This is a genomic window from Georgenia sp. Z1491 (assembly GCF_057652395.1).
On record NZ_CM172729.1, the window covers coordinates 784,065 to 806,523 of the forward strand.

Consider the following 22,459-nt stretch of genomic DNA (forward strand, 5'->3'; position numbering starts at 1 on the left):
CGTCGGGCTACGGGTGGCCGGGCACCGGACGGCGCCACTCCAGGCACCTACTGTGGGCATGGGCTATGGGGAACGGCCCGCGGCGTCCATAATGACCGACTGTGACCCCCGACGCAGACGCGACCGCCCCGGAGCCCACCTCCGGCCGCGCAGACCCAGTACCGGCGGACAACCTGCTCGAGCGCCTCTTCAGGATCCGGGAGCGCGGCTCGACCCCCTGGCGCGAGGTCCGCGGTGGCCTCGTCACCTTCTTCGCGATGTGCTACATCATCGTGCTCAACCCGATCATCCTGTCGACGCCGGACTCCACCGGCCAGTACCTCGGCGGCGGGACCGAGGGCGCGAACTTCGCCGCGATCGCGGCGGGCACCGCCCTGGTGGCCGGCGTGATGTCGATCCTCATGGGGTCGGTCGCGAACTTCCCGCTCGCCGTCGCCGCCGGGCTGGGCATCAACGCGCTGCTCGCCTACACGATCGTCGGCATGGAGGGCATGACCTGGGGCGATGCGATGGGCCTCATCGTCCTCGAGGGCATCGTCATCCTCATCCTCGTGCTCACCGGGCTGCGCGAGGCGATCTTCCGCGCCGTCCCGCCCTCGCTCAAGACCGGCATCTCGGTGGGTATCGGCCTGTTCATCGCGCTCATCGGCGTGGTCAACGCGGGCATCGTCCGACCCGGCGCCGGGACGCCCCTGGAGTTCGGCATCGGCGGCTCGATCGCCTCCTGGCCGTTGGTGGTCTTCGTCCTCGGGCTCGTCCTCATCCTCGTCCTCATGGCCCGCAAGGTGCGCGGCGCGCTCCTCATCGGCATCGTGGTCGCCACCGCGGTGGCAGCGATCGTCGAGGCGATCTCGAGCCAGGGCACGCAGACGCCCGACGGCGCCAACCCCGGCGGCTGGGGACTGACGGTCCCGTCGATCGAGGGCAGCATCGTCCAGGTCCCCGACTTCGCCACGCTCGGCGAGTTCTCCCTGTTCGGCGCCTTCGAGAAGATCGGCATCGTCGCCGTCCTCGTCCTCATCTTCTCGATCATGCTCGCCGACTTCTTCGACACGATGGGCACGATGGTCGCCGTCGCGGCCGAGGGCGACCTGCTCGACGAGCAGGGCAACCCGCCCGCCACGCGCCGGATCCTCGTCATCGACTCGATCGCCGCCGCGGCCGGCGGCGCGGGCGGCGTCTCCTCGAACACCTCGTTCGTCGAGTCCGCGGCGGGCGTCGGCGACGGTGCCCGCACCGGCCTGGCCTCGGTCGTCACGGGTGTGTGCTTCCTGCTGGCCACGTTCCTGTCGCCGCTCGCCGAGGCGGTCCCGTACGAAGCGGCCACCCCGGCGCTCGTCGTCGTCGGCTTCCTCATGATGCAGCAGGTCGTCGAGATCCCCTGGAAGAACCTGTCGCTCGCGATCCCGGCGTTCCTCACGATCATCTTCATGCCGTTCTCCTACTCGATCGCGGTCGGCATCGGCGTCGGCGTCGTCGCGTACGCGATCCTCATGACGACCACGGGGCAGGCGCGGAAGGTGCACCCGCTCATGTGGGGCGTCGTCGTCGCGTTCGCGATCTACTTCGCGCTCGAGCCATTCCAGGACCTGTTGGCCATGCTCGGTCTGATGGATAGATGACGGCAGCGTCCACGGGCCCGAGGCGCGGGTTCCTCGGCTCGACGTTCCACTCGCTGGGCTACTTCAACTACCGGCTGTGGTTCTTCGGGTCGATGGTCGCCAACACGGGCACGTGGGCGCAGCGCGTCGCGCAGGGCTGGCTCGTCCTCACCGAGCTGACCGACGACTCCGGCATCGCCATGGGCATCGTCACCGGGCTCCAGTTCCTCCCGGCGCTGCTGCTCAGCCCGATCGCGGGGGTGAACGCCGACCGGGTCGACCGGCGCCGCATGCTCATGGTCACGCAGGGCTCGATGGGCATCCTCGCGCTCTGTCTCGGCGCTCTCGTCCTCACCGGGGCGGTCGAGCTGTGGATGGTGTACGGGTTCGCGTTCGCGCTCGGCTGTGCCTCGGCGTTCGACGGCCCCGTGCGGCAGACGTTCGTCTCGGACATGGTCCAGCCGGCGGACCTGCCGAACGCGGTGGGCCTGAACTCGACGTCGTTCAACCTCGCCCGCATGGCCGGCCCCGCCCTCGCGGGACTCGCGATCGCGTGGGTCGGGACCGGCTGGGTGTTCATCGCGAACGGCGTGCTCTTCGGCGCGACCATCCTCGCGCTGACGTTCATGCGGGTCGACGAGCTCGTGCCGCGCGTGGTGGTGCCGCGGGCGCGCGGCCAGTTCCGCGAGGGCCTGGCCTACGTCCGGCACCGATCCGACCTCGTCATCGTGCTCGTCACCGTCGGCGTCGTGTCCAGCCTCGGCATGAACCAGGCGGTCACCCAGGGGGTGATGGCCCGGCAGATCTTCGGCCGGGGCCCCGAGGAGTTCGGCGTCCTCGGCTCGATCATGGCCGTGGGGTCCCTGCTGGGGGCCCTCATGGCCACGAGGCGCCGCAACCCCCGGGTGCGGACGGTCATCCTCGCCGCGTTCGCGTTCGGCGTCGCCTCGTTCCTCTCCGCGCTCGCGCCCACCTTCTGGTGGTTCGCCGCCTCGCTCGTGCCGGTCGGGTTCACGGTGCTGACGATGCTCACCTCGGCCAACGCCACGGTGCAGACGTCGACCGACCCCGCCTACCGGGGGCGCGTGATGAGCCTGTACATGATGGTGCTGCTCGGCACGGGGCCGTTCGGGGCGCCGCTCGTGGGATGGATCGCGGAGGTGCTCGGTGCCCGCGAGTCGATCCTCGTGGGCGCCGTGCCCTCGATCCTCGTGGCTGCGATCGCCGCGCTGTGGGTCCGGCGCGCGTGGGACGTGCGGGTGGGCTACGACCGTGCGGCGCCCCGCCATCTCACCTACGAGGGGCCGCGCGAGCGCGCGGCCCGGGCCGCCGAGGAGGGACGCGAGTCCAGCTAGCCCCCTGGTCACCGAGAGTGCGGTCGGTGGTCACCGAGAGTGCGGTCGGGGCCTTCCCGACCGCACTCTGGGCGGGCCCGAACCGCACTCTCGACGGGTTCGAACCGCACTCTCGGCGGGTTCGAACCGCACTCCGGGTGGGTCCGAACCGCACTCTCGGCGGGGAGAACCGGCGGGCTGCTCAGGCGAGGGCCTCGACCACGTGGTCGACGCAGGCCGTCAGCGCCTCGACGTCGGCGAGCGGCACCGCCGGGAAGAGCCCGAACCGCAGCTGGTTCCGACCGAGCTTCCGGTACGGCTCCACGTCGACCACGCCGTGCTCGCGCAGCACGCGCGCGACCTCGCCCGCGTCCACGCCCGCCAGGTCGATCGTCGCGACGACGGGGGAGCGGTAGGGCTCCTCGACGAACGGGGCCGCCCACTCCCGCTGCGCCGCCCACCCGTACACGTGCGTCGCGTTCTCGGCCGAGCGTCCGGCCGACCAGGCGAGGCCGCCGCGCTCGTTCAGCCACTCGATCTGCTCGGCGAGCAGGACGAGCGTGGCCACGGCGGGGGTGTTGACCGTCTGGTCCTTCCGGGAGCTCGCCAGGGCCGCTCCCAGGTCGAGGAAGGCGGGCACCCAGCGGTCTGCGGTCAGCTCCTCGATGCGATCGACCGCGGCGGGGGACAAGGTGGAGACCCACAGCCCGCCGTCGGCGCCGAACACCTTCTGCGGCGCGAAGTAGTAGGCGTCGGTCGCCGCGAGGTCCACCTCGACCGCGCCGGCCGCCGAGGTGGCGTCCACGAGGGTGAGCGCGTCCGGGCCGCCGATCCGCTCGACGGGTGACAGCGCGCCCGTGGAGGTCTCGTTGTGCGGGTACGCGTGGACGTCGGCGCCCTCGACGGCGGACAGGCGGGCGACCGAGCCGGGCTCCGCCTCCACCCGCAGGCTCGGCGCGAGGAACGGAGCCCGGTCGGTGACCGTGGCGAACTTGGCCGAGAACTCGCCGTGCACGGCGTGCTGGGCCCGCTCGCGCACCAGGCAGAAGGCGGCGGCGTCCCAGAACGCCGTGGAGCCGCCGTTGCCGAGGGCGACCTCGTAGCCGTCGGGCAGGTCGAACAGCTCGGCGGTCCCCGCGCGCACGCGCGAGACGAGGTGCTCGACGGGCGCCTGCCGGTGGGAGGTCCCCAGCACGCCGGCGCCGGCCGCGGTCAGCGCCGCCAGCTGGCCCGGCCGCACCCGCGTGGGACCCGAACCGAACCGTCCGTCGGCGGGCAGGAGGTGGGAGGGGATCGTCAGGTCGGCCACCGACCGATCATCGCACCGCCGCCGCGGCCGCCGGGAGGACGTCCGCACCCGCCGCCCGCCGCTCGGCGGCACGCCTCCCGCCTCCGGCCCAGCAGGTAGGCTCGACGTCGTGCCCGGACCGGGCACGCGGGGCAGCGTTCCGCCCCGTCCTCGTGCAGCGGAGAGACCATGAGCGACCTCATCGACACCACCGAGATGTACCTCAAGGCTGTCGTCGAGATGGAGGAGGAGGGCGTCCCGCCGCTCCGGGCGCGCATCGCCGAGCGCCTCGGCCACTCGGGGCCGACCGTCTCCCAGACCGTGGGCCGCATGGAGCGCGACGGTCTGCTCCACCTCAGCCCCTCCCGCGAGGTCGAGCTCACCGAGGTGGGCCGGGACGCCGCCGTGCAGGTCATGCGCCGGCACCGCCTCGCCGAGCGTCTCCTCGTCGACGTCGTCGGGCTCGACTGGGCCTTCGTCCACGAGGAGGCCTGCCGCTGGGAGCACGTGATGTCGGGCCGGGTCGAGGAGCGCCTCGTCGACCTCCTCGGCGACCCGACGACCGACCCGTACGGCAACCCGATCCCCGGGTCCGACGCCCCCGAGCCCCGGCACGGGATGACGTCGCTCGCCGAGGCCACGGCCGAACTCGCGGAGGGCCAGAGCAGCGAGCTCGAGATCGTGCGGATCGGGGAGCCGCTCCAGGTGCACACCGGTCTGCTCGCGGACATGCGCCGCGGCGGGCTCCTGCCCGGCGCACGGATCACCGTGACCCGGCGCGACGACGTGCTCGAGCTCGACGCCGGCCAGGAGCTGGTCCTCGAGATGTCCCCGGCCGACGGCCGGCACCTCGCCGTCGTCGCCTGACCTTTCCCGGCGCGCGCCGCGGCCGGCACGGCCCGGTGGCCGCGCGACGTGCGGACGTCAGGTCACGGGCCGTGCCCGGTTCGTGACCGAACGAGGATCGGCAACAGCAAGGTCACGACCGATGTGGTTCCGTGACCTTCCGGTCCACCCCAAGGGCGGGTCAAGTCCCGCGGCCACGGGCCTGTGGAGAACTCGTGCTCCCGTCGTCTGCCGCGAGATGCTGCGGGAGAGGCCGCCCCACGGCGCGGGGCGTGTCCCGGTCGTGACCTTCCACACAGAGTCGTTACCCAGGTGTGACTTTTGGTCTCGGAATGGTTACTGTCCTACGCGTGCCTCCCGCTGGGGGCGCACCCGGACGGACATCGAGCCCTGTCGCCGCCCCGGGTAGGTGCGAACCACCGCGACAGGGGCGGGGGAACCAGGTAGTACGGCCGGGAGACCGGCCTAGGGGTGAAGTGCGGCCGTCATGGTCGCGCCGGACGCTCTCCGTGTCCGAACCCGACAGCTCACCCCGTAGATGACACCGGAGAGGTCCCCCATCGTGCAGAGCTCCACCCGCCGCGGAACGCTCGCCGCCGTCTCGGCGTCGATCGTCGTCGCGGTCGCCGCGTCGTCGGCGTCAGCATCCCCCGCCCCGGACACCGCCACGGACAAGACCCAGGGCGGCATCGCCACGGTCTCCGACCGCGTGGCCCCGACGAACGCGGCCCTGACGGTCGCCGCCGACGCCGCGTACGACGTCGAGACCGCCAGCGTCTTCGGCACCGCCGAGGCCGCCCCGGCCCCCGAGCCGGAGCCGGCCCCCGAGCCCGAGCCCGAGCCCGTCGTCCGCGAGGACGAGGCCGCCGCCCGCGACACCGAGCGCGAGGCCGTGGCCGAGCAGCCCGCCGAGACCGCCCCGGCCGTCGAGCAGGCGCCCGCCGCCGAGCCGGCCCCGGAGGCCGCCGCCGAGCCCGCGCCGCGGCCCGAGGCCGCGCCGTCGGCCGCCGGCAGCTCGATCGTGGCGATCGCCCGCCAGTACACGGGCGTCCCCTACGTCTGGGGAGGCACCTCGCCGTCGGGCTGGGACTGCTCCGGCTTCACGTCCTACGTCTTCGCCCAGGCCGGTATCACGATCCCGCGCTCCTCGGCCGCCCAGCTCGGCGCCGGCCAGGTCGTCTCGGCCGCCGAGGCCCGCCCCGGCGACCTCGTCTGGTGGCCCGGCCACGTCGGTATCTACACCGGCGACGGCAACCACATCGCGGCCCGCAACCCGGGCACGCCGACCCACGAGTCGCCGATCTACCGCGCGAACCCCACCTACATCCGAGTGGCGGGCTGATCCATGACCACCACGTTCCAGGGTCTCCCCGCGCGCCGCACCGCCCTCGCGGCCGTCTCCGCCTCGATGATCGTCGCGGTCGCCGCGACCTCCGCCGCCGCCGACCCCGCGGTCGAGGCCGGCTCCAAGTCCACCGAGCGCATCTCGCAGGTCTCCGACCGCGTGGTCCCGACGAACGCCGCCCTGACGGTCGCCGCCGACGCCACGTACGACGTCGAGACCGCCAGCGTCTTCGGCACCGCCGACGCTGCCCCGGCCCCCGAGCCGGAGCCGGAGCCGGAGCCGGAGCCGGCCCCCGAGCCGGAGCCGGAGCCCGTCGAGCGCGAGGCGGCCGCGGCCTCCCGGACCGACGAGCGCGCGGAGGCGCCGGAGCCCGCCGTCGAGGAGGCGGCGCCGCAGGCCGAGACCCAGACCGAGGCGGCCACGCAGGCCGCCGCCGAGCCGGCCCCGGCCCCCGCGGCCAGCGCCTCGGGCAGCGCCGCGGTCTCGATCGCCCTCCAGTACCAGGGTGCCCCCTACGTCTGGGGCGGCACGAGCCCGTCCGGCTGGGACTGCATCGGTTTCGTCAGCTACGTCTACCGCCAGCTCGGCCACGAGGTCGGCAGCACGCCGGCCGCCGTGCTCTCCGCCGGCACCCGCGTGCCCGCCTCGCAGGCGCGTCCGGGCGACATCATCTACACGCCCGGCCACGTCGCCATCTACATCGGCGACGGACAGAACATCGGGGCCTGGAACGAGGGCATGGGTACCCGCATCGGGCCGAACTCCTGGCTCGGCGCTCCGACCTACATCCGCGTGGGCTGACGCCCGACGCGAGCCCGACGCTTCGCCCCGTCCCGCCTCGAGCGGGGCGGGGCGCCGTCGTTCCCGGCGTGGCCGCCGGATCGTGACCTTCGTCCGTCCCCCTCGGCCCCGCTGCGCGGCACAATGGGGCCACGCACGCGTCGAGGAAGGGTGAGCGTCATGACACAGGACGTCGTCGTCGGGGTCGACGGTTCGGAGATCAGCCTCGGGGCCCTCGAGTGGGCCGCCGCGGTGGCCAAGGTCCGCGGGCTCGGGCTGCACATCGTCTGCGCCTACCGCCTGCCCAGCTACATCGCGAGCGGCCGGGCAGGGACGGTCGTCATCGACGAGGCGACGGTGCGGGAGGGCGCGCAGGCCGTGGTCGAGGACGCCGCCGCCCGCGTGGCACACCACGGTGTCCCGGTGCGCACGACGGTGGACCCGGGCGACCCCTCGGGCGTGCTCATCGAGCTGTCCAAGGGCGCCCGGGCCGTCGTGTGCGGCACGCGCGGTGGTGGCGGGTTCACCGACCGGCTGCTCGGCGCGGTGCCGTCCGCCGTGCCGGCGCACGCCCACAGCCCGGCCGTGGTCGTCCCCTCGGCCCGGGACGAGCCGTTCGTCCCGATCCGGCGGATCGCCGTCGGGGTCGACGGCTCGCCCGCCGCCCGCCTCGCCGTGACGGTCGCCCTCAACCTGGCGGAGTCCTTCGGCGCCGAGGTGCACGCCGTCGCAGCGGTCCCGCTCACGGCGGGTGCCTCGGCGATGGCCTGGCTGCCCTCGACCGTGGACCACGAGGAGATCCTCGCGGACGTGCGGATGTCGATCGACGAGGTCGTCGACCCGCTGCTCGACGGCCGGGACATCACCGTGCACCGCCGCGCGGTGGACGGGAACCCCGGCGTGGTCCTCGCCGAGATCTCCGAGCAGGTCGACCTCCTCGCGGTCGGCAGCCGGGGCCGCGGCGGTCTCGCCGGTCTCGTGCTGGGCTCCACCTCGCAGGGGGTGCTCTCGCACGCGACCTGCCCGGTGATCGTCACCCCGGCCCGCGTCACGGACGCCGGGCTGACGGCGGACGCCACCTGACCCCGGGCCGCGGTCAGCCGGCGGCCAGCTCGGCGCGGGTCAGCCGGCGGCCAGCTCGCCCAGGGCGCTCTCGAGCGCGTCGAGCGCGGTCTCGAGGTCCGCCGCGTCGATCGTCAGCGGCGGCGAGAGACGCACGGTCCTGCCGTGCGTGTCCTTCGCCAGGACGCCGTGCCGGGCGAGCGCGACGCTCAGGTCGTGGCCGTCCGCCCCCAGGGCCTCCGGGACGTCGATCCCGGCCCACAGGCCGATGCGACGGGCGCCGGCCAGGAGGCCGGTGCCCACCATCGCGTCGAGCCGGGCGCCCATCACCTCGCCGAGCTCGGCCGCCCGCGCCTGGATGCTGCCGTCCTGCAGCAGGTCCACCACGGCGAGCCCCACCGCGCACGCCAACGGGTTGCCGCCGAACGTGGACCCGTGGCTCCCGGGCGTGAGCACGCCGAGCACGTCCGACCGCCCGACGACGGCGCTCACGGGCAGGATCCCGCCGCCGAGCGCCTTGCCGAGCGTGGTGAGGTCCGCCCGCACGCCCTCCAGGTCCTGGGCGAGCGTCGCGCCCGTGCGCCCGAGGCCGGACTGGATCTCGTCGAGCACGAGGAGGGCGCCCGCCCGCTCGGTGATCTCGCGCGCGGCGGTGAGGTAGCCGCGCGGCGGCACGATCACGCCGGCCTCGCCCTGGACGGGCTCGAGGAGCACCGCGACGGTGTCCTCGTCCACGGCGCCGGCCAGCGCGTCGGCGTCGCCGAACGGCACGTGCCGGAACCCCGGGGTCCACGGCCCGTACCCGTCGCGGGCGACCGGGTCCGTGGAGAAGGAGACGATCGTCGTCGTCCGACCGTGGAAGTTGTTCTCGGCGACGACGATGGTCGCGCGGTCCGGCGGCACGCCGCGTACGTGGGCGCCCCACCGCCGTGCCACCTTGATCGCCGACTCCACCGCCTCGGCGCCGGTGTTCATCGGCAGCATCATCTCGGTGCCGGTCAGCGCGGTCAGGGCCGCCGCGAACGGCTCGAGCAGGTCGTGGTCGAAGGCGCGCGAGACCAGCGTGGAGCGGTCGAGCTGCGCCTGTGCCGCGGCGACGAGCGCGGGGTGCCGGTGGCCGAAGTTGAGGGCCGAGTAGCCGGCGAGGAGGTCGAGGTAGCGGCGGCCGTCGTCGCCCTGGACCCACGCCCCCTCGGCCCGGACAAGGCGAACGTCGAGCGGGGCGTAGTTCCGCGCGAGCCGGGAGGCGTCACGGGACACGGCGATCAGCGCTCGGGCGGCCGAGCAGGCACCGGCGCGTCCGGCCGGGAGCCGGTGGCAAGCAGGGCGGCCTCCGGCCCGTCGTCGGGTGGGGGCGTGAGCGCGGCCTCGACCTCGAGCAGCTCGAGGCTGCGCTCGAGCACCTCGGCGGGGATGGCCGGCATCGGGGAGCCGATCGAGGCCAGGGCGTCGGGGTCGGCGTCGCCCCAGTGGTACGTCAGGCGCGTGAGCGTGCGCGACGACGCCGGACCCACGGCGGTGAGGTCGTAGCGCCAGCCCCAGCCCAGGGGTCGGTCCGGGGCGTTGACGATCCAGCCGATCGAACGGCCGGGCACGAAGTCGCTCACGGTGTTGACCGTGACGTAGTGGGGACCCTCCTGGCCCTGCTGCATGTCCATCGTGAACCGGTCGCCGAGTGCCTCGATCCGTCGCGGGGACCGCGCGCCCCGGAGCATGTCGCTCGCGTCCGCGGCCACGTGCAGGGCCGGGACCGACAGGATCCGCCAGATCGCGTCGATCGGCGCGTCCAGGACGCGTTCGACCGCGAGTGCGGTCGCCGTGGTGCGGACGGTTGCGCTCATCGGACCCCCCGATCGTCGTGGCGCGACGTTGCGCCTGTCGTGAACCCTGCCACACGGGTGCGGCTCCCGTCAGTCCGGGCCGCGATGTGGGCGGCACCGCGGCCGGCCGACGCGGGGCCGCAACGGACACCCGTGGCGGACCCCGGCGGCGCCGGGCCCGGACCGTCCCGGCGTCGTCCGACTCACAGGAGCGTCGCCGGGGGCGGCGCGGACCCGCGATAAACTGACCGCCACCTCCCCGCCTTCGTAGCTCAGGGGATAGAGCACCGCTCTCCTAAAGCGGGTGTCGGCGGTTCGAATCCGCCCGAGGGCACCGGCCCGGTACGCAGGTCCTGCGTGCGCCGGGCACGCTCATGTGCGCGCCACCGGAGGCGCCTGCCCGAGCGTGCGCGCCGCCGGCGTGCCGGCCTCGCCGGCCGACCCCGCGGTGGGCGTGCGGCCCGCACCCGTCCGCCGCCGGTCCGCAGCCGCTGACGTCGCGGCGCCGACGAGCACGAGGACCACGGTCGTCACGATCAGCCACCGGTAGTCGATCGCGCCGATGATCGCCGCACCGGCCATGGTGGCCAGGGTCTGCGGCAGGTTGAGCACGACGCCGGTCGCGACGGCGACACGCCCCTGCATGCGCGGCGGCGTGAGGCGCTGGCGCAGCGTGACGAAGGCGACGATCTGCCACGGGAGGTTGAGACCGACGACGATGAGACCCGCGCCGACGACGACGAGACCGAGGGCCTGCCCGAGGTGCTCGACGAGCGTGCCGGCGAACACGAGCGCCGACATGCCGACCGCCAGCGCGAGCATGCCGAGGGTGATGGTGCGGCGCTCGCCCAGGCGCTTGATGAGCAGCGCCGCGGTGGTTCCGCCGATGAGGGCGCCGACGCCCTGGATGCTGACGAGCGCGCCGAGCATCTCGGGGTCGACCCGCAGACCCTGCTCCATGACGGGGAAGACGACGACGTTGGACAGGCCGGTGGCCCCGATCGTGATCGCCATGGCGATGGTCAGTGGGCCGAGGGGAGCCGTCCGGGCCACGTGCCGGAAGCCCGCGGTCAGCTCGGCGACGTAGCTCTCCGTCGCCTGCTCGGCCGGCGTCTCGGTGACCTCGAGGCGGGCGAGGAGGACGGCGCTCACCGCGAACCCGGCCGCGGTGACGGCGACGACCGCCTGCGGTCCCGCCGCCACGTACAGCCCCGTGCCCAGGAGCGGCGAGATCAGGCGGAAGGCCTGGTCCACGGTGCTCAGCAGGGCGTTCCCGCCGGGCAGCTCCTCGTCGTCGAGGAGGTCGCGGACGAGGCCGGACTGCGCGGCTCCCGTGACGTAGCCGGTCGCCCCGTAGAGAAAGGTCACGACGTAGACGAGCCAGACGTCGCGCGGGCCGCCGACGAGCAGAAGACTGAGGATGATCGGGACCATGACGACGTTGGTGAACGCGAGGAGCCGTCTCCGTGAGAAGCGGTCGACGAGCTGGCCGAGCAGCGGTGCGACGAGGGCCGGCAGCCCGAGCGCGGCGAACACGGCGGCCGCCGCGCCGTCGGACCCGGTGAGCTCCTTCACCCAGACGGCGATCATGAGGTAGAGGGCGCTGTCGGCGAGGTTGGTGAACACCCACGCGACGCTCAGCCGGCGAAAGCCGCGGTGGGCCAGGGCGGCCGGCCCTCGGCCCGTGCGAGGTGCGGTGCGCGGCCCGGTCACGACGTCTCCCGGGGTGGGTCGGAGTGGATGGTGGTCGTCAGGTGCACGCGGCGCGCGCCCGCGGGGCGCGTCGCAGGGTCGGTCGTGCGCTCCTCGTACCGGTCGATCAGCGCCATGAGCTGCGTGCGGAGCTCGACCGTCTCCGCGGCGGTGAGCCACACGTCGGCGGTCGACAGGCTCGTCGCGTCGACCCACTCGTCCGGCTCGTGGGGGAGCCGCTCGATCACGGCGGCGAACTGACTGATCCGGCGCCGGAGATTCATGGTGGCCAGCTCGGTGGTGGCGTGCAGGGAGCCGGGGACGTCCGGGCTGGCCGCGGTGCTCAACGAGCGGTGGACGGCTCGCCACGGCTTCTCGCGGCCCCGGGGCTCGGCGCGCTCGACGTAGCCGTACTTCTCGAGCGTGCGCAGGTGGAAGGAGCAGCTCGCCACCGACTCGTCCACGCGTCGGGCGCACTCGGTGGCCGTCGCCTCGCCCAGCTCGTGCAGCACGTCGAGGAGCTCGAGGCGCAGCGGGTGCGCCATGCCTCGGATGCGCTCGGGGTCATGGATCCGCTCGTTGTTCGTGGAGGTCATGAGCCCGAACGTAGATGTTAAAGAACTATTGCGCAAGACATCTTGCGAAATATGTCTTGCGCATTCGTCGGAGGGGTGTGACGCCGGTCCTGCGAAGGGGTGTGACGCCGGTCCTGCAATGGAGGCTTGCGCGGAGCCGTCGGTATCGGCACAATGGGTGTCTGACGGAGCGTGACGCCTGCCCCCCCTGCGCGTCACGCTCCGTTCTTGTGTCCGCACCCGACGCCGTCGTCCGGCAGCCCGCGACACCACCACCTCCCGGCGCCCGTGCTGCGCTCCCCGCGGCGGTGCCCCGCCTACCCTGGAGGAATGACGCCTCCGCCGATCCCGCCCTTCCGCCGCGGCCGGGACAGCGACCGCTCGCGCACGCGGGACGCGGCCCGGGCCGGCGCCGACGACGCGTCCCGCGCGACCCCGGGTCCCGACCGCGTCGACGCGGGCCCGGACGGGGCCCCGGCGACCACCGAGCAGCGCTCCGCCGGCGCCCCGGCCGGTGGGGAGGGGACGGGGACCGGGCCCGGGTACGCGCAGGCCGGGACGCGCAGGTCGAGCAGGACCGCCACCGTGGCCCGCGCCGTCGAGCAGTGGGTCGCCGACCTCACCGCGCTCGGTGCCGAGGGGCTGGGCGACGACGACGACCTCGGCGAGGCCGTCCTCGATCTCACCCACGCGCACCCCGGAGGTACCGCGCAGCTCTACGCCGGCCGGCCCACGCGCCTGTCGAACCTCGTGCGGGAGCGACAGGCCTCCGCGGCGGCCCACCAGCACGCGCGGGGCGTGCGCGCCCGCGCGGAGGACCTCGCCCAGCGGTTCGGCGTGGCCCCGACCTACCTCGCCACCGGCGTCGCCACCTGGTCGGCGCTCCCGCCGCCGGTCGTCGACGGCGTTGAGCACGACGCCGACCTCGACCCGGCGGCGTCGCCGGCCGGTCGACGCCCCGACGAGAGCGTCGAGGCCCCCCTGGCCCGCACGATCCGCACGCCCGTCTTCCTTCGGGGCGTCCGCCTCCAGCCCGTCTCCGCCGACGGCGAGGTCGAGCTGACCCTCGAGCGCACCGTCGAGCTCAACCCGGTGCTCGCCCGCGCCCTGACCGAGGCCGGGCTGCCCGGCGACGTCGCCGACCACCTCGCGCCCCTCGGTCCGGCCTCCAGCCAGCGCGAGGCGCTCCCCGGCCTCGCCGAGCTCGCCGCGCAGTACCTGCCCGGTCTCGAGATCGAGGACCGCGTCGTCGTCGGGACGTTCCTGCATCCCGGGCAGGTCGCCGTCGAGGACCTCAAGGCGATGGTCCCCCACCTGGCGGCGTCCGACGTCGTGGCGGCCCTGGCGGGCGACCTCGAGGCGCGCGACCGGCTGGCGATCTTCCCACCGCCGGACGACGGCACCGACCCCGACCCGGACGAGGAGCGCGCCGTCGGCGACGTCGAGGTGGCGGGGGAGCGCGCCGTCCGGCTCGTCACGCAGGGCTACCAGCTCGTCGTCGATGCGCCCCCCGGGTCCGACGACGTCGGGGTGGTCGCCGCGATCCTCGCCGCCTCGGCGGCCGACGGCCGGACCGTCACCTACGTCCCGGGCGACCGCCGCACGGGCCGGTCGACCGTCGCCCATCTCCACGAGCTCGGCCTCGGCGAGCTCGTGCTCGACCTGCGTGCCGACGGGGGATGGCGGGAGGAGGCCTCCCGGTCGGTCCGGCGCGGGATGGAGGCGCCCGCGGTCGTCGTCGACGAGACGTCGGTCGCCCGGACCCGTGAGGAGCTGCGCGCCACGCGCGCGGTCGTGCGCGAGCAGCTCGACTCCCTGCACCGCCGCCACGAGGGCTGGGGCGTCTCCCTGTTCGACGCTCTGCAGGCGCTCGCCCGCCTCACCGCACGCACCCCGGGGCCGCGTACGGGTGCCCGCATCTCCGGCGAGGACCTGCGTGCCCTGCGCGGCGACGCCCGTTCCGGCGCCGCCGCCCGGCTCTCGAGGGCCGCGGCGCTGGGGGCGTTCACGCTGCGACCCTCGAGCACCCCCTGGTACGGCTCGCGGCTGACGACCAACAAGCAGGCGGCCGACGCCCTCGAGCGCGTTCAGCGTCTCACTCGTGTGGAGCTGCCCGCGGTGGACGACCTCGTCCAGAGCACCGCCGTGCAGACCGGGCTCAGGCAGGCCACCACCCTGCGGGAATGGCGCGAGCAGCTCGCGATGCTCGACGGCGTCGCCGACGCGCTCGACGTGTTCCTCCCGCAGATCTTCGAGCACTCGGCCGCCGACATGGTGGCGGCGACCGCGCCGCGGCAGGCGCGGCGCACCCAGGAGATCGAGATGTCGGCCGGGATGCGTCGCCGCCTCGCGCGGCAGGCGCGCGACCTCGTCCGGCCCGGTCGGTCGGTCGCGGACCTGCACGCCGAGCTGCTGCGCGTGCAGGAGCAGCGCGAGATCTGGCGCCGGCACTCCACCGGCGGCGGCTGGCCCCGGCTGCCGGACGGCCTCGCGGACGTCCGCGAGCTCGAGCGTGAGACGAGCGAGGACGTGGCCGCGCTCGGCTCGCTGCTCGCACGCCACGAGGAGGACGAGGCGCTCGAGGACCTGCCGCTGGCGGACCTGCGACGCCGCGTCGACGCGCTGGAGGCCGACACGACGGCGCTGCGCACCCTGCCGGAGCGGACCCGACTGATCGACGAGCTGCGGGCCGAGGGCCTCGGCGAGCTCGTCGACGACCTCGCCGAGCGTGCCGTGCCGGACGACCTCGTCGCCGACGAGCTCGACCTCGCCTGGTGGAGCTCCGTCCTCGAGCAGGTGCTCGCCGACGAGCCGGCGCTCGCGGGCCGGGACCCCGCCGCGCTCACGGCGGACCTCGCCGATCTCGAACGGCGCGAGGCCGAGCAGCGCGCCACGCTGGTGCCCGCCGTGCGCTCCGCCGCGGCCACGCGCCTGCGCCGCGCCGTGCGCACCCACCGCACCCAGGCCGCCCACCTGTGGGAGCAGCTCGCCGCGGACCGCGGCGCCACGCTCGGGCGCGCCCTCGCGGAGCACCCCGAGGTCGCGCCGACGATCCGTCCCGTCCGGGCCGCAGCTCCGCTCCTGGTCGCCCAGACCATCCCGCCGGGGCCCACGGCCGACCTCGTCGTCCTCCACGGCACCGAGCAGCTGCCGCTCGCCCAGGCCGTCTCCGTGGCCGGGCGCGCCCGGCAGGTCGTCGTCGTGGGCGACACCCGGCGCTACGAGGGCGGCGCCACGCACGCGCTGGCCGAGGTGCTGCCCGCCGTGGAGCTGCCCGCCGTGCGCGGCCCGCTGGTCCCCGGAGCGGCCCTGCTGCTCGCCGCCCACGGGTACGAGTCGGTGGTTGCCCCCGTCCCGTCCGTGCGCACGGACGGGGGTGTCCGGCTCGAGCTCGTCGAGGGGTACGGCACGCCCGCGCCCGGCTCCGAGGTGGTCGAGAGCGTCGACGCCGAGGTCCGTGGCGTCGTCGACGTCGTCCGGCGCGAGGTGCACGCCGCGCCGCTGGCATCGGTCGCGGTGGTCACGCCCTCCCCGCGCCACGCCTCCCGCCTGCGCGAGGCGCTCGCCCACGCCGCCGCCGACGACCCGGCGCTGGAGGCAGCCCTGGACCCGCGGCTCGTCGAGCCGCTCGTCGTCGCGGACCTGGCCGACGCGGGCGGGCTGCGCCGCGACGTCGTGGTGCTCTCGGTCGGGTTCGGTGCGAACGCGCACGGCCGGTTCATCCACCGCTTCGGCGACCTCTCGGGCGCGGACGGCCGCACCCGCATGGTGACCGCGCTCGCCGCGCCCCGCGAGTCCCTCGTGGTGGTGTCGACGATCGCTCCCGGAGCGATCGACCGCGCGCGCGTGCACCACGAGGGCGCGCACATGCTCGCCGAGCTCCTCGAGCTGGCGGGCGGCGAGGTCCAGGGGCCGGACCCTGCCGCGACGGGCGACGCCTCGGTAGGCGACGTCGCGGAGGTCGACGCCTCGTCGGGCGATGCCGCGGTGGACGACGCCGCGGTGGACGACGCCTCGGGGGGTGGCGACGACGAGATCCTCGGTGACCTGGTGCGCCGACTGGGCGCGCTCGGCATCGTCGTCGAGGAGGGCCTCCGCGGTGCGGTGGACGTCCCCGTCGCGCTCGGTCACCCGGACCTGCCCGGCCAGCGCCTCGTCGCCGTGCTCACCGACGCCGGCGAGGACGCGGGGGAGCACAGCCTGCGCCGCCGGCTCGACCGCGGGGCGGTGCTCGCACGCGCGGGGTGGCGGGTCGAGCGCGCGTTCACCGTGTCCGTCTTCCTCGACCCCCAGGCCGAGGCGGACCGGCTCCTTCGCGTCGTGCTCGACGAGGTCGAGGCTCGTCGCGGCGTGTCGGGCGTCCAGCCGCCGGTCCCCGACGACGCCCACCTCCCGCCCGCCACCGAGGCGGAGTCGGGACCGGTGGTCCGCCCGCACGAGGAGCCGGACGCGGCGACGGGCGAAGCAACAGGCGAGGCGCCGGACGGAGTGCCGGACGCCGCGCCGGACGGGACCGGGCGGTGAGCGGACGCCGGCGGCGCGTCATCGCGCTCTCGGCGGCGGACCGGCGGCGCCTGGAGTCCGGGGAGATCGCGCACGCGGAGGACGCGCTCGGCGCGCCCGAGCCGGACGTCGACGACGACGCGCCCTCCGCGGGTACGGCATCGCCGGGCCCGTCGCGCGCGGACGCCGATCTCCTGCGGGAGATCCCTCCGCACTTCGGCCGGATCTGAGCGCCGACGCGAACGGCCCACCAGCCCGGGCGGCGGGGCGGTGGGCCGTTCGTCGGTGCGGCCGGCGGGCGGCCGCGACCGAGCAGGTCAGGCGCTGCGGGTGCGCAGGAGGTCGCGGATCTCCTCGAGGACGAGCACGTCGTCGGCCTTCTCCTCCGGCTCCTCCTCGTCGGTCTTGCGGCGCTCGGCGAGCTTGTTCATCGGCATGACCACCGCGAAGTACAGCGCGGCGGCGATGAGCAGGAAGTTGACGAGCGCGGTGACGATCGTGCCGGGCGAGATGGTGGCGCCGTTGACGACGAACTGGCCGATGGTGTCGAAGTTCGGCTCGCCGAAGATCGCGCCGATGAGCGGCAGGAGCACGCTGTCGGTGATGGCCGTGACGATCGGCGTGAACGCACCGCCGATGATGATGCCGACCGCCATGTCGATGGCGTTGCCGCGGGAGATGAACTCCTTGAATCCGTTGAGCATGCTGACCTCCGAGGATCTGCGCTGATAGGGCTGGGGGGAACGCGAACGTGGCGGCGGGTGGCGCCAGGCCCACGCAGGCCCCCTGGTCAGCTCGGTCCGAGCACGACGCTCAACGGGGTCCACGCACTTGAGCCAACGAGGACAGTAGCGGTGTCAGGGCTTGCAGAAACATACATTCGGGTGATGTCGGTCTCGCCGGACGCCAGAAGACCGCTCTCCTCCTCCTCGACGGCGCCCAGGACGAGCACCTGCTCGGCGACGGTCCGTGCCGGTCCGCCGTCGGCGGGCGGGGCGAGGAGCGAGACGCGTAGCCCGGCCTCGGCGAGATGCGCGCTGCCGTCGTCGGCGATCCGGACCGCGACCACGACCTCGCCGGGCGCCGCCGAGACGCTCGCGCCGGCGAGCATGCCCTCCCCCAGGACGGTGCCTTCGGCCAGGCGCACGGCGAGCGGTCGGCCGACGACCACGTCGGGATCGTGCAGCGCGTCGGCCGGGATGTCCCCGTCGGGCAGGTCCAGGGCCTCGAGGTCGCCCGCCTCGACCACGTGACCGGCGGGCAGGTCGGTGCCCAGGGCGACCACGGAGGTAGTGGGGGGCGGCTCGGGCCTCAGCTCCCCGACGACGACGGAGACGGCGCCGGCCAGGCAGACGGCGGCGACGGCGTGGCGCCAGCGCCACGCACCCCGCCGCAGTCGGGCCTCGGCGCTGCGCGAGGGTGGGGAGGCGGCTCTCGGCATGCCCCGACGCTAGGAGCCGCCCGCCGCGCCGCGAGCGCGCACGATCAGGACCTGTGGACGGCCGGTCCTGGCGCGCGGCTGTGCGCCGGGGGAGTGGTCAGGCGGCGGAGCCCGACGAGGCCGAGCTCGTGGCGGACGCCTTGGCCCCCGAGCCGCTGCCGGCGGAGGTCGAGGCCGACGCGGCGGGCGCCGCCGTCGAGGGCGCGGACCCGGTGTCGGACGAGCCGGAGGTGGCCGCGGCCGACGAGGACGTCCCGGAGGCGGACGAGCCGGAGCCGGAACGGGAGTCGGTGCGGTAGAAGCCCGAGCCCTTGAACACGACGCCCACCGAGCTGAAGAGCTTGCGGAGGTTCCCGCCGCACTCGGGGCAGATGGTCAGGGCGTCGTCCGAGAAGGACTGCTTCGCCTCGAGCTCGTGGCTGCACATCGTGCAGCGGTAGGCGTACGTGGGCACCTGCTGGACCTCCGGTCTCGTGGGGCGTGGTTAGCAGTCCGCCCGATCGAGTGCCAATGCTAGCGCCGGGGGTCGACTCGCGCAGTGACCTGCGTCGCCGAAGGAGGGGCGCACCATACGCTCGTGCGGTGGCAGCACGATCCTCGACCTCCCGGTGGCGCACGGCGCTCGTCAGCATCCTCGTCGTCGCGCTCGTGGTGTCCGTGGCGCTGGTCGCGGTCGTGACGTTCCTCGTCCGTCGCCCGCTGCCGGACCACGGGGGCGAGCAGCGCGTACCCGGCCTGACCGGCGAGGTGGAGGTCCTACGCGACGAGCGCGGTGTGCCGCACCTGTACGCCGAGACCGACGCCGACCTGATGGCCGGGCTCGGGTTCGTCCACGCCCAGGACCGGTTCTTCGAGATGGACTACCGACGGCACGTGACGTCGGGCCGCCTGGCGGAGCTCGTGGGGGACGTTCCCGCCGCCGTCGATGCCGACATGGTCGTTCGCACGATGGGCTGGCGCGACGTCGCGGAGCAGGAGTGGGAGCTCCTGAGCGAGGAGTCCCGCACCCTGTACACCGCTTACGCGGACGGCGTGAACGCGTACGTCGAGGACCGTGAGGCCTCTCGGCTCGGCCTGGAGTACACCGTGCTCTCCCTGAGCACCGACGTCGAGGACGTCGAGCCCTGGAGCGGCGTCGACTCGCTCGCCTGGCTCAAGGCCATGGCGTGGGACCTGCGTGGGAACTACGACGACGAGGTCGCCCGCGCCTCCGCCCTGCGCCCGATGTTCGGCGACGTCGAGGTGGTCGACGGACTCTTCCCGGACTACCCCGCCGACGAGCACGCGCCGATCCTCCCCGAGGGTGGCGACTCCGCCGGGTCCCCGTCCGACGCGCACGGGGAGGGCGAGAGCCCCTCCGACGCGCCCGCCGACGAGTCGCCCACCGACGACGCCGACGCGACCGACACCGATACCGACGCGTCCGGCCGGTCCGGCAGCGACCTCCCGCCCGGGACCGTCGGCGCGGACCCGCTGGCCGGCACGACCGGCCCTTCGACCCCGCTGACGGCCAACCGGGCCGGTGCCGCCGTCGTCAGCGCCGGGTCCGCCCTGGACGCGGTGCCCGTGCTGCTCGGGGAGGGCGACGGCATCGGGTCGAACTCGTTCGTCGTGTCCGGCGAGCACACGGCCACCGGCGAGCCGATCCTCGCCAACGACCCGCACCTGGGCCTCGAGCAGCCCAACCTCTGGTACCAGGTCGGCCTGCACTGCGTGGAGCTCACCGCCGACTGCACGTTCGACGTCACCGGCTTCTCGTTCGCCGGGATGCCCGGCGTCATCATCGGCCACAACGACCAGCTCGCCTGGGGCCTGACGAACCTCGGCGCCGACGTCATGGACCTCACCCTCGAGCGGACGTTCTCCGACGGCACGTACCTGCGCGGCGAGGATCGCCTGGCGCTGGAGCGGCGCACCGAGACGATCCTCGTCGACGGCGGAGACCCGGTGACCCTCGAGGTCCTGTCCACCGAGGCGGGCCCGATCGTCTCCGACGTGCTGGGCGAGGCACGTGCCGCCGCCGGGGTCCCCGTGCCCGAGGGCTCCCCCGAGGCGCACTTCGAGGGCTACTCGGTGGCCCTGCAGTGGACCGCGCTCACCCCGGGCCGGACGGGCGACGCGGTGTTCGCCCTCAACCGGGCGCAGGACGCCGAGGACGTGGCCGCGGCCGCCGAGCTGTTCGAGGTCCCGAGCCAGAACATCGTCTTCGCCACCGCCGACGGGGACATCGGCTACCAGGCGCCCGGACGGATCCCCGTGCGCGGAGAGGTTCCCGAGGGCGACCTGCCGGCCGACGGCTCCTGGCCGCGCCCCGGCTGGGACGAGCGCTACGACTGGCAGGGATACGTGGACCCGGCGGACATGCCGGCGGCCCTCAACCCCGAGGAGGGGTTCGTCGTCGCGGCGAACCAGGCCGTCCAGCCTCTCGAGGCGGACCCGTTCCTCACCGGCGACTACGACGCCGGCTACCGGTCCGAGCGCATCCGCACCCTCCTCGAGGAACGGATCGCGCAGGGGGAGCCGCTCACCGTGGACGGGGCGAACGAGATCATGCTCGACGACGCCAGCCCGTTCGGCGAGGTCGTCGTGCCCTACCTCCTCGAGGTCGACGTCACCGACCCGTTCGTGCTCGAGGCCATCGACCTCCTCGAGAGCTGGGCGGAGGAGGGGTACCCGAACGACGTCGACTCCGCCGGGGCGGCCTACTTCAACGCCGTGTGGGTCGAGATCCTGTCGATGACGCTCGGGGACGAGCTCCCCGACGCCCAGGCGCCGGACGGCGGAGCGCGGTGGCTCCTGGTGCTCGAGCAGATGCTCGCCGAGCCCTCCGCCCGGCACTGGGACGACCGCACGACCGTCAACGTCGTCGAGACCCGGGACGAGATCCTCGGCGAGGCGCTCGTCGAGGGCCGCCACCAGCTGACCGCGCGCCTCGGCAAGGACCCGACGACGTGGCGGTGGGGCGACCTGCACACGTTCGCCCCGCAGCACCCCGTGCTTGGCGGCGACGGCGTGCCCGGGCTCGTGCGCCGGTACGTCAACCCCGAACCGGTCGGCGTGCCGGGCGGCTCGGCGGTCGTCAACGCGACGAGCTACAGCGCCTCCGCGCGCGACGAGTACGGCCGCCCCAGCTACCAGGTGACCGCGGGGCCGTCCATGCGGATGGTCGTCGACATGGCCGACCTCGACGCCTCGACGTGGGTGACGACCTCCGGGACGAGCGGTCACCCGGCCTCGGGCCACTACACGGACCAGGCGCAGGCGTGGGCCGAGGGAGAGACGTTCCCGTGGGCGTTCAGCCGGGCCGCGGTCGAGGACGCCCAGGAGGAGCGCCTCGTCCTGACCCCGGGCGGCTGAGGGGCCCCGCGCGGGCAGCCGCCGCGGGGGTGGCGGCGATGGCCGGCGGCGTCAGGCGCCGCGGGCGGGAGCCGTGCCGCCGCTGGCCGTCGCCTCGTACGGGTCGTCGGGCGGCAGGAGGCTCGTCGTGCCGGACGGCTGGACCACGCCGGTCACGCGCACATCCTGCGGCCCGTGCGGCAGGGTCGTCTCGACCAGCTCGTCGTCGAAGAGGACCGCCCACACCGCCGTCTCGGGCCCGATGAGCTTGAGGACGCGGTCGTACCAGCCGCCGCCCTGACCAAGCCGGTTGCCGTGCCGGTCGACGGCCAGGGCGGGCACGATGACGATGTCGGCCTCCGCGATCGTCTCCGACGGCAGCGGGGCGCCCGACGGCTCGAGGGGGCGCCCGGGGGCGCGCTCGGCGAGGTCGTCGGTGCCGCGGTAGACGGCCCAGGCGCGGGCGAGCCCCGGACCGAGGGCGGGCAGCAGGATGCGCACGCCCGTCTCGTGGAGGGTCTCGATCGTCGGGAGCGAGGGGGGCTCGGAGGGCCGTGCGACGTGGTGCGCGACCGTCCGTGCGCCGTCGAGCAGGGGGAGGACGCGTCGGGCGATGTCGAGCCCCGCGCGTGCGCGCCCGGTGTCCGGCTGCCGACCACGGTGCTCCCGGACGGCCTCGCGAAGCAGCTGCTTCGCGTCGTCGACCTCGAGGTGGTCCACGCGCGGAAGGTCAAGGATGCGCCGGTGCATGGCCACCATGATGCCAAGGATCGGCTGGTCCGGCGCGGGCTGGGGACGGGAAGTTCGGTCCGTTTCGCCCCCGGCGGACGCGGTGG

General features: G+C 74.6%; 18 protein-coding genes, 1 tRNA gene and 1 riboswitch. Of the genes, 10 read left to right on the plus strand and 9 right to left on the minus strand.

Annotation, left to right across the window (positions count from 1 at the left end; all coding sequences use genetic code 11):
* Positions 1 to 101: 101 nt before the first annotated feature.
* Positions 102 to 1,622, plus strand: coding sequence for an NCS2 family permease (locus AC24HA_RS03675; RefSeq protein WP_425708121.1), 1,521 nt, complete (start codon positions 102 to 104; stop codon positions 1,620 to 1,622).
* Entirely contained in the window at positions 1,619 to 2,956 is a 1,338-nt protein-coding gene (locus tag AC24HA_RS03680; protein WP_425708122.1) for an MFS transporter, read from the plus strand. The genes AC24HA_RS03675 and AC24HA_RS03680 overlap by 4 nt, the downstream gene beginning before the upstream one ends.
* Positions 2,957 to 3,137: 181 nt before the next feature.
* Here the strand turns inward: AC24HA_RS03680 and serC are convergent, their stop codons facing one another.
* Positions 3,138 to 4,244, minus strand: coding sequence for a phosphoserine transaminase (serC, locus tag AC24HA_RS03685; RefSeq protein ID WP_463649051.1), 1,107 nt, complete (start codon positions 4,242 to 4,244; stop codon positions 3,138 to 3,140).
* A 168-nt stretch (positions 4,245 to 4,412) separates the two neighbouring features.
* Here serC and AC24HA_RS03690 point away from each other — a divergent pair, with 168 nt between their 5' ends.
* The 4 genes from AC24HA_RS03690 to AC24HA_RS03705 all read left to right on the plus strand — a co-directional run bounded on the left by AC24HA_RS03690 (position 4,413) and on the right by AC24HA_RS03705 (position 8,277).
* Positions 4,413 to 5,090 (plus strand): metal-dependent transcriptional regulator, encoded by a 678-nt coding sequence (locus AC24HA_RS03690; RefSeq protein WP_425708123.1) that lies wholly within the window; start codon positions 4,413 to 4,415, stop codon positions 5,088 to 5,090.
* A gap of 391 nt (positions 5,091 to 5,481) precedes the next feature.
* Positions 5,482 to 5,607: riboswitch (cyclic di-AMP (ydaO/yuaA leader) on the plus strand.
* A gap of 24 nt (positions 5,608 to 5,631) precedes the next feature.
* Positions 5,632 to 6,411, plus strand: a complete 780-nt coding sequence (locus tag AC24HA_RS03695) for a C40 family peptidase (protein WP_425708124.1) — start codon at positions 5,632 to 5,634, stop codon at positions 6,409 to 6,411.
* Between the two features lie 3 nt (positions 6,412 to 6,414).
* Positions 6,415 to 7,215 carry a C40 family peptidase gene (locus AC24HA_RS03700; RefSeq protein ID WP_425708125.1) on the plus strand — a complete coding sequence of 267 codons (801 nt, stop codon included), beginning with the start codon at positions 6,415 to 6,417 and terminating at the stop codon, positions 7,213 to 7,215.
* A gap of 159 nt (positions 7,216 to 7,374) precedes the next feature.
* Positions 7,375 to 8,277, plus strand: a complete 903-nt coding sequence (locus AC24HA_RS03705) for a universal stress protein (protein WP_425708126.1) — start codon at positions 7,375 to 7,377, stop codon at positions 8,275 to 8,277.
* A gap of 39 nt (positions 8,278 to 8,316) precedes the next feature.
* On the opposite strand, the gene rocD is transcribed toward AC24HA_RS03705, so the two are convergent.
* Positions 8,317 to 9,525, minus strand: coding sequence for an ornithine--oxo-acid transaminase (rocD, locus tag AC24HA_RS03710; RefSeq protein ID WP_425708143.1), 1,209 nt, complete (start codon positions 9,523 to 9,525; stop codon positions 8,317 to 8,319).
* Positions 9,522 to 10,097: an SRPBCC family protein gene (locus tag AC24HA_RS03715; RefSeq protein WP_425708144.1), complete on the minus strand. Its 576-nt coding sequence runs from the start codon at positions 10,095 to 10,097 to the stop codon at positions 9,522 to 9,524. Before AC24HA_RS03715 ends, rocD begins: the two co-directional genes overlap by 4 nt.
* A 240-nt stretch (positions 10,098 to 10,337) precedes the next feature.
* Here AC24HA_RS03715 and AC24HA_RS03720 point away from each other — a divergent pair.
* A tRNA-Arg gene (locus AC24HA_RS03720) sits at positions 10,338 to 10,410 on the plus strand.
* 38 nt (positions 10,411 to 10,448) lie between these two features.
* Here the strand turns inward: AC24HA_RS03720 and AC24HA_RS03725 are convergent.
* The gene (locus AC24HA_RS03725; RefSeq protein WP_487563579.1) at positions 10,449 to 11,702 is read right to left on the minus strand and encodes an MFS transporter; all 1,254 of its coding nucleotides are present in this window, start codon (positions 11,700 to 11,702) and stop codon (positions 10,449 to 10,451) included.
* 83 nt (positions 11,703 to 11,785) lie between these two features.
* Positions 11,786 to 12,364 (minus strand): ArsR/SmtB family transcription factor, encoded by a 579-nt coding sequence (locus tag AC24HA_RS03730; RefSeq protein ID WP_425708128.1) that lies wholly within the window; start codon positions 12,362 to 12,364, stop codon positions 11,786 to 11,788.
* A 309-nt stretch (positions 12,365 to 12,673) separates the two neighbouring features.
* Between AC24HA_RS03730 and AC24HA_RS03735 the strand changes: the two genes are divergently transcribed.
* Both AC24HA_RS03735 and AC24HA_RS03740 read left to right on the plus strand, forming a co-directional pair.
* Positions 12,674 to 16,867: a hypothetical protein gene (locus AC24HA_RS03735; protein WP_425708129.1), complete on the plus strand. Its 4,194-nt coding sequence runs from the start codon at positions 12,674 to 12,676 to the stop codon at positions 16,865 to 16,867.
* Positions 16,864 to 17,076 (plus strand): hypothetical protein, encoded by a 213-nt coding sequence (locus AC24HA_RS03740; protein ID WP_425708130.1) that lies wholly within the window; start codon positions 16,864 to 16,866, stop codon positions 17,074 to 17,076. The genes AC24HA_RS03735 and AC24HA_RS03740 overlap by 4 nt, the downstream gene beginning before the upstream one ends.
* A gap of 87 nt (positions 17,077 to 17,163) precedes the next feature.
* On the opposite strand, the gene mscL is transcribed toward AC24HA_RS03740, so the two are convergent.
* From mscL to AC24HA_RS03755, 3 genes are all read right to left on the minus strand, one after another.
* On the minus strand, positions 17,164 to 17,550 hold the full coding sequence (gene mscL, locus AC24HA_RS03745) for a large conductance mechanosensitive channel protein MscL (RefSeq protein WP_425708131.1): 387 nt from the start codon (positions 17,548 to 17,550) through the stop codon (positions 17,164 to 17,166).
* An 86-nt stretch (positions 17,551 to 17,636) separates the two neighbouring features.
* Positions 17,637 to 18,287, minus strand: coding sequence for an SAF domain-containing protein (locus tag AC24HA_RS03750; protein WP_425708132.1), 651 nt, complete (start codon positions 18,285 to 18,287; stop codon positions 17,637 to 17,639).
* 97 nt (positions 18,288 to 18,384) lie between these two features.
* Entirely contained in the window at positions 18,385 to 18,741 is a 357-nt protein-coding gene (locus tag AC24HA_RS03755) for an FmdB family zinc ribbon protein (RefSeq protein ID WP_425708133.1), read from the minus strand.
* A gap of 128 nt (positions 18,742 to 18,869) precedes the next feature.
* Between AC24HA_RS03755 and AC24HA_RS03760 the strand changes: the two genes are divergently transcribed.
* On the plus strand, positions 18,870 to 21,644 hold the full coding sequence (locus AC24HA_RS03760; protein ID WP_425708134.1) for a penicillin acylase family protein: 2,775 nt from the start codon (positions 18,870 to 18,872) through the stop codon (positions 21,642 to 21,644).
* A 51-nt stretch (positions 21,645 to 21,695) separates the two neighbouring features.
* Here the strand turns inward: AC24HA_RS03760 and AC24HA_RS03765 are convergent, their stop codons facing one another.
* Entirely contained in the window at positions 21,696 to 22,382 is a 687-nt protein-coding gene (locus AC24HA_RS03765) for a 5-formyltetrahydrofolate cyclo-ligase (RefSeq protein WP_425708135.1), read from the minus strand.
* Positions 22,383 to 22,459: the final 77 nt, after the last annotated feature.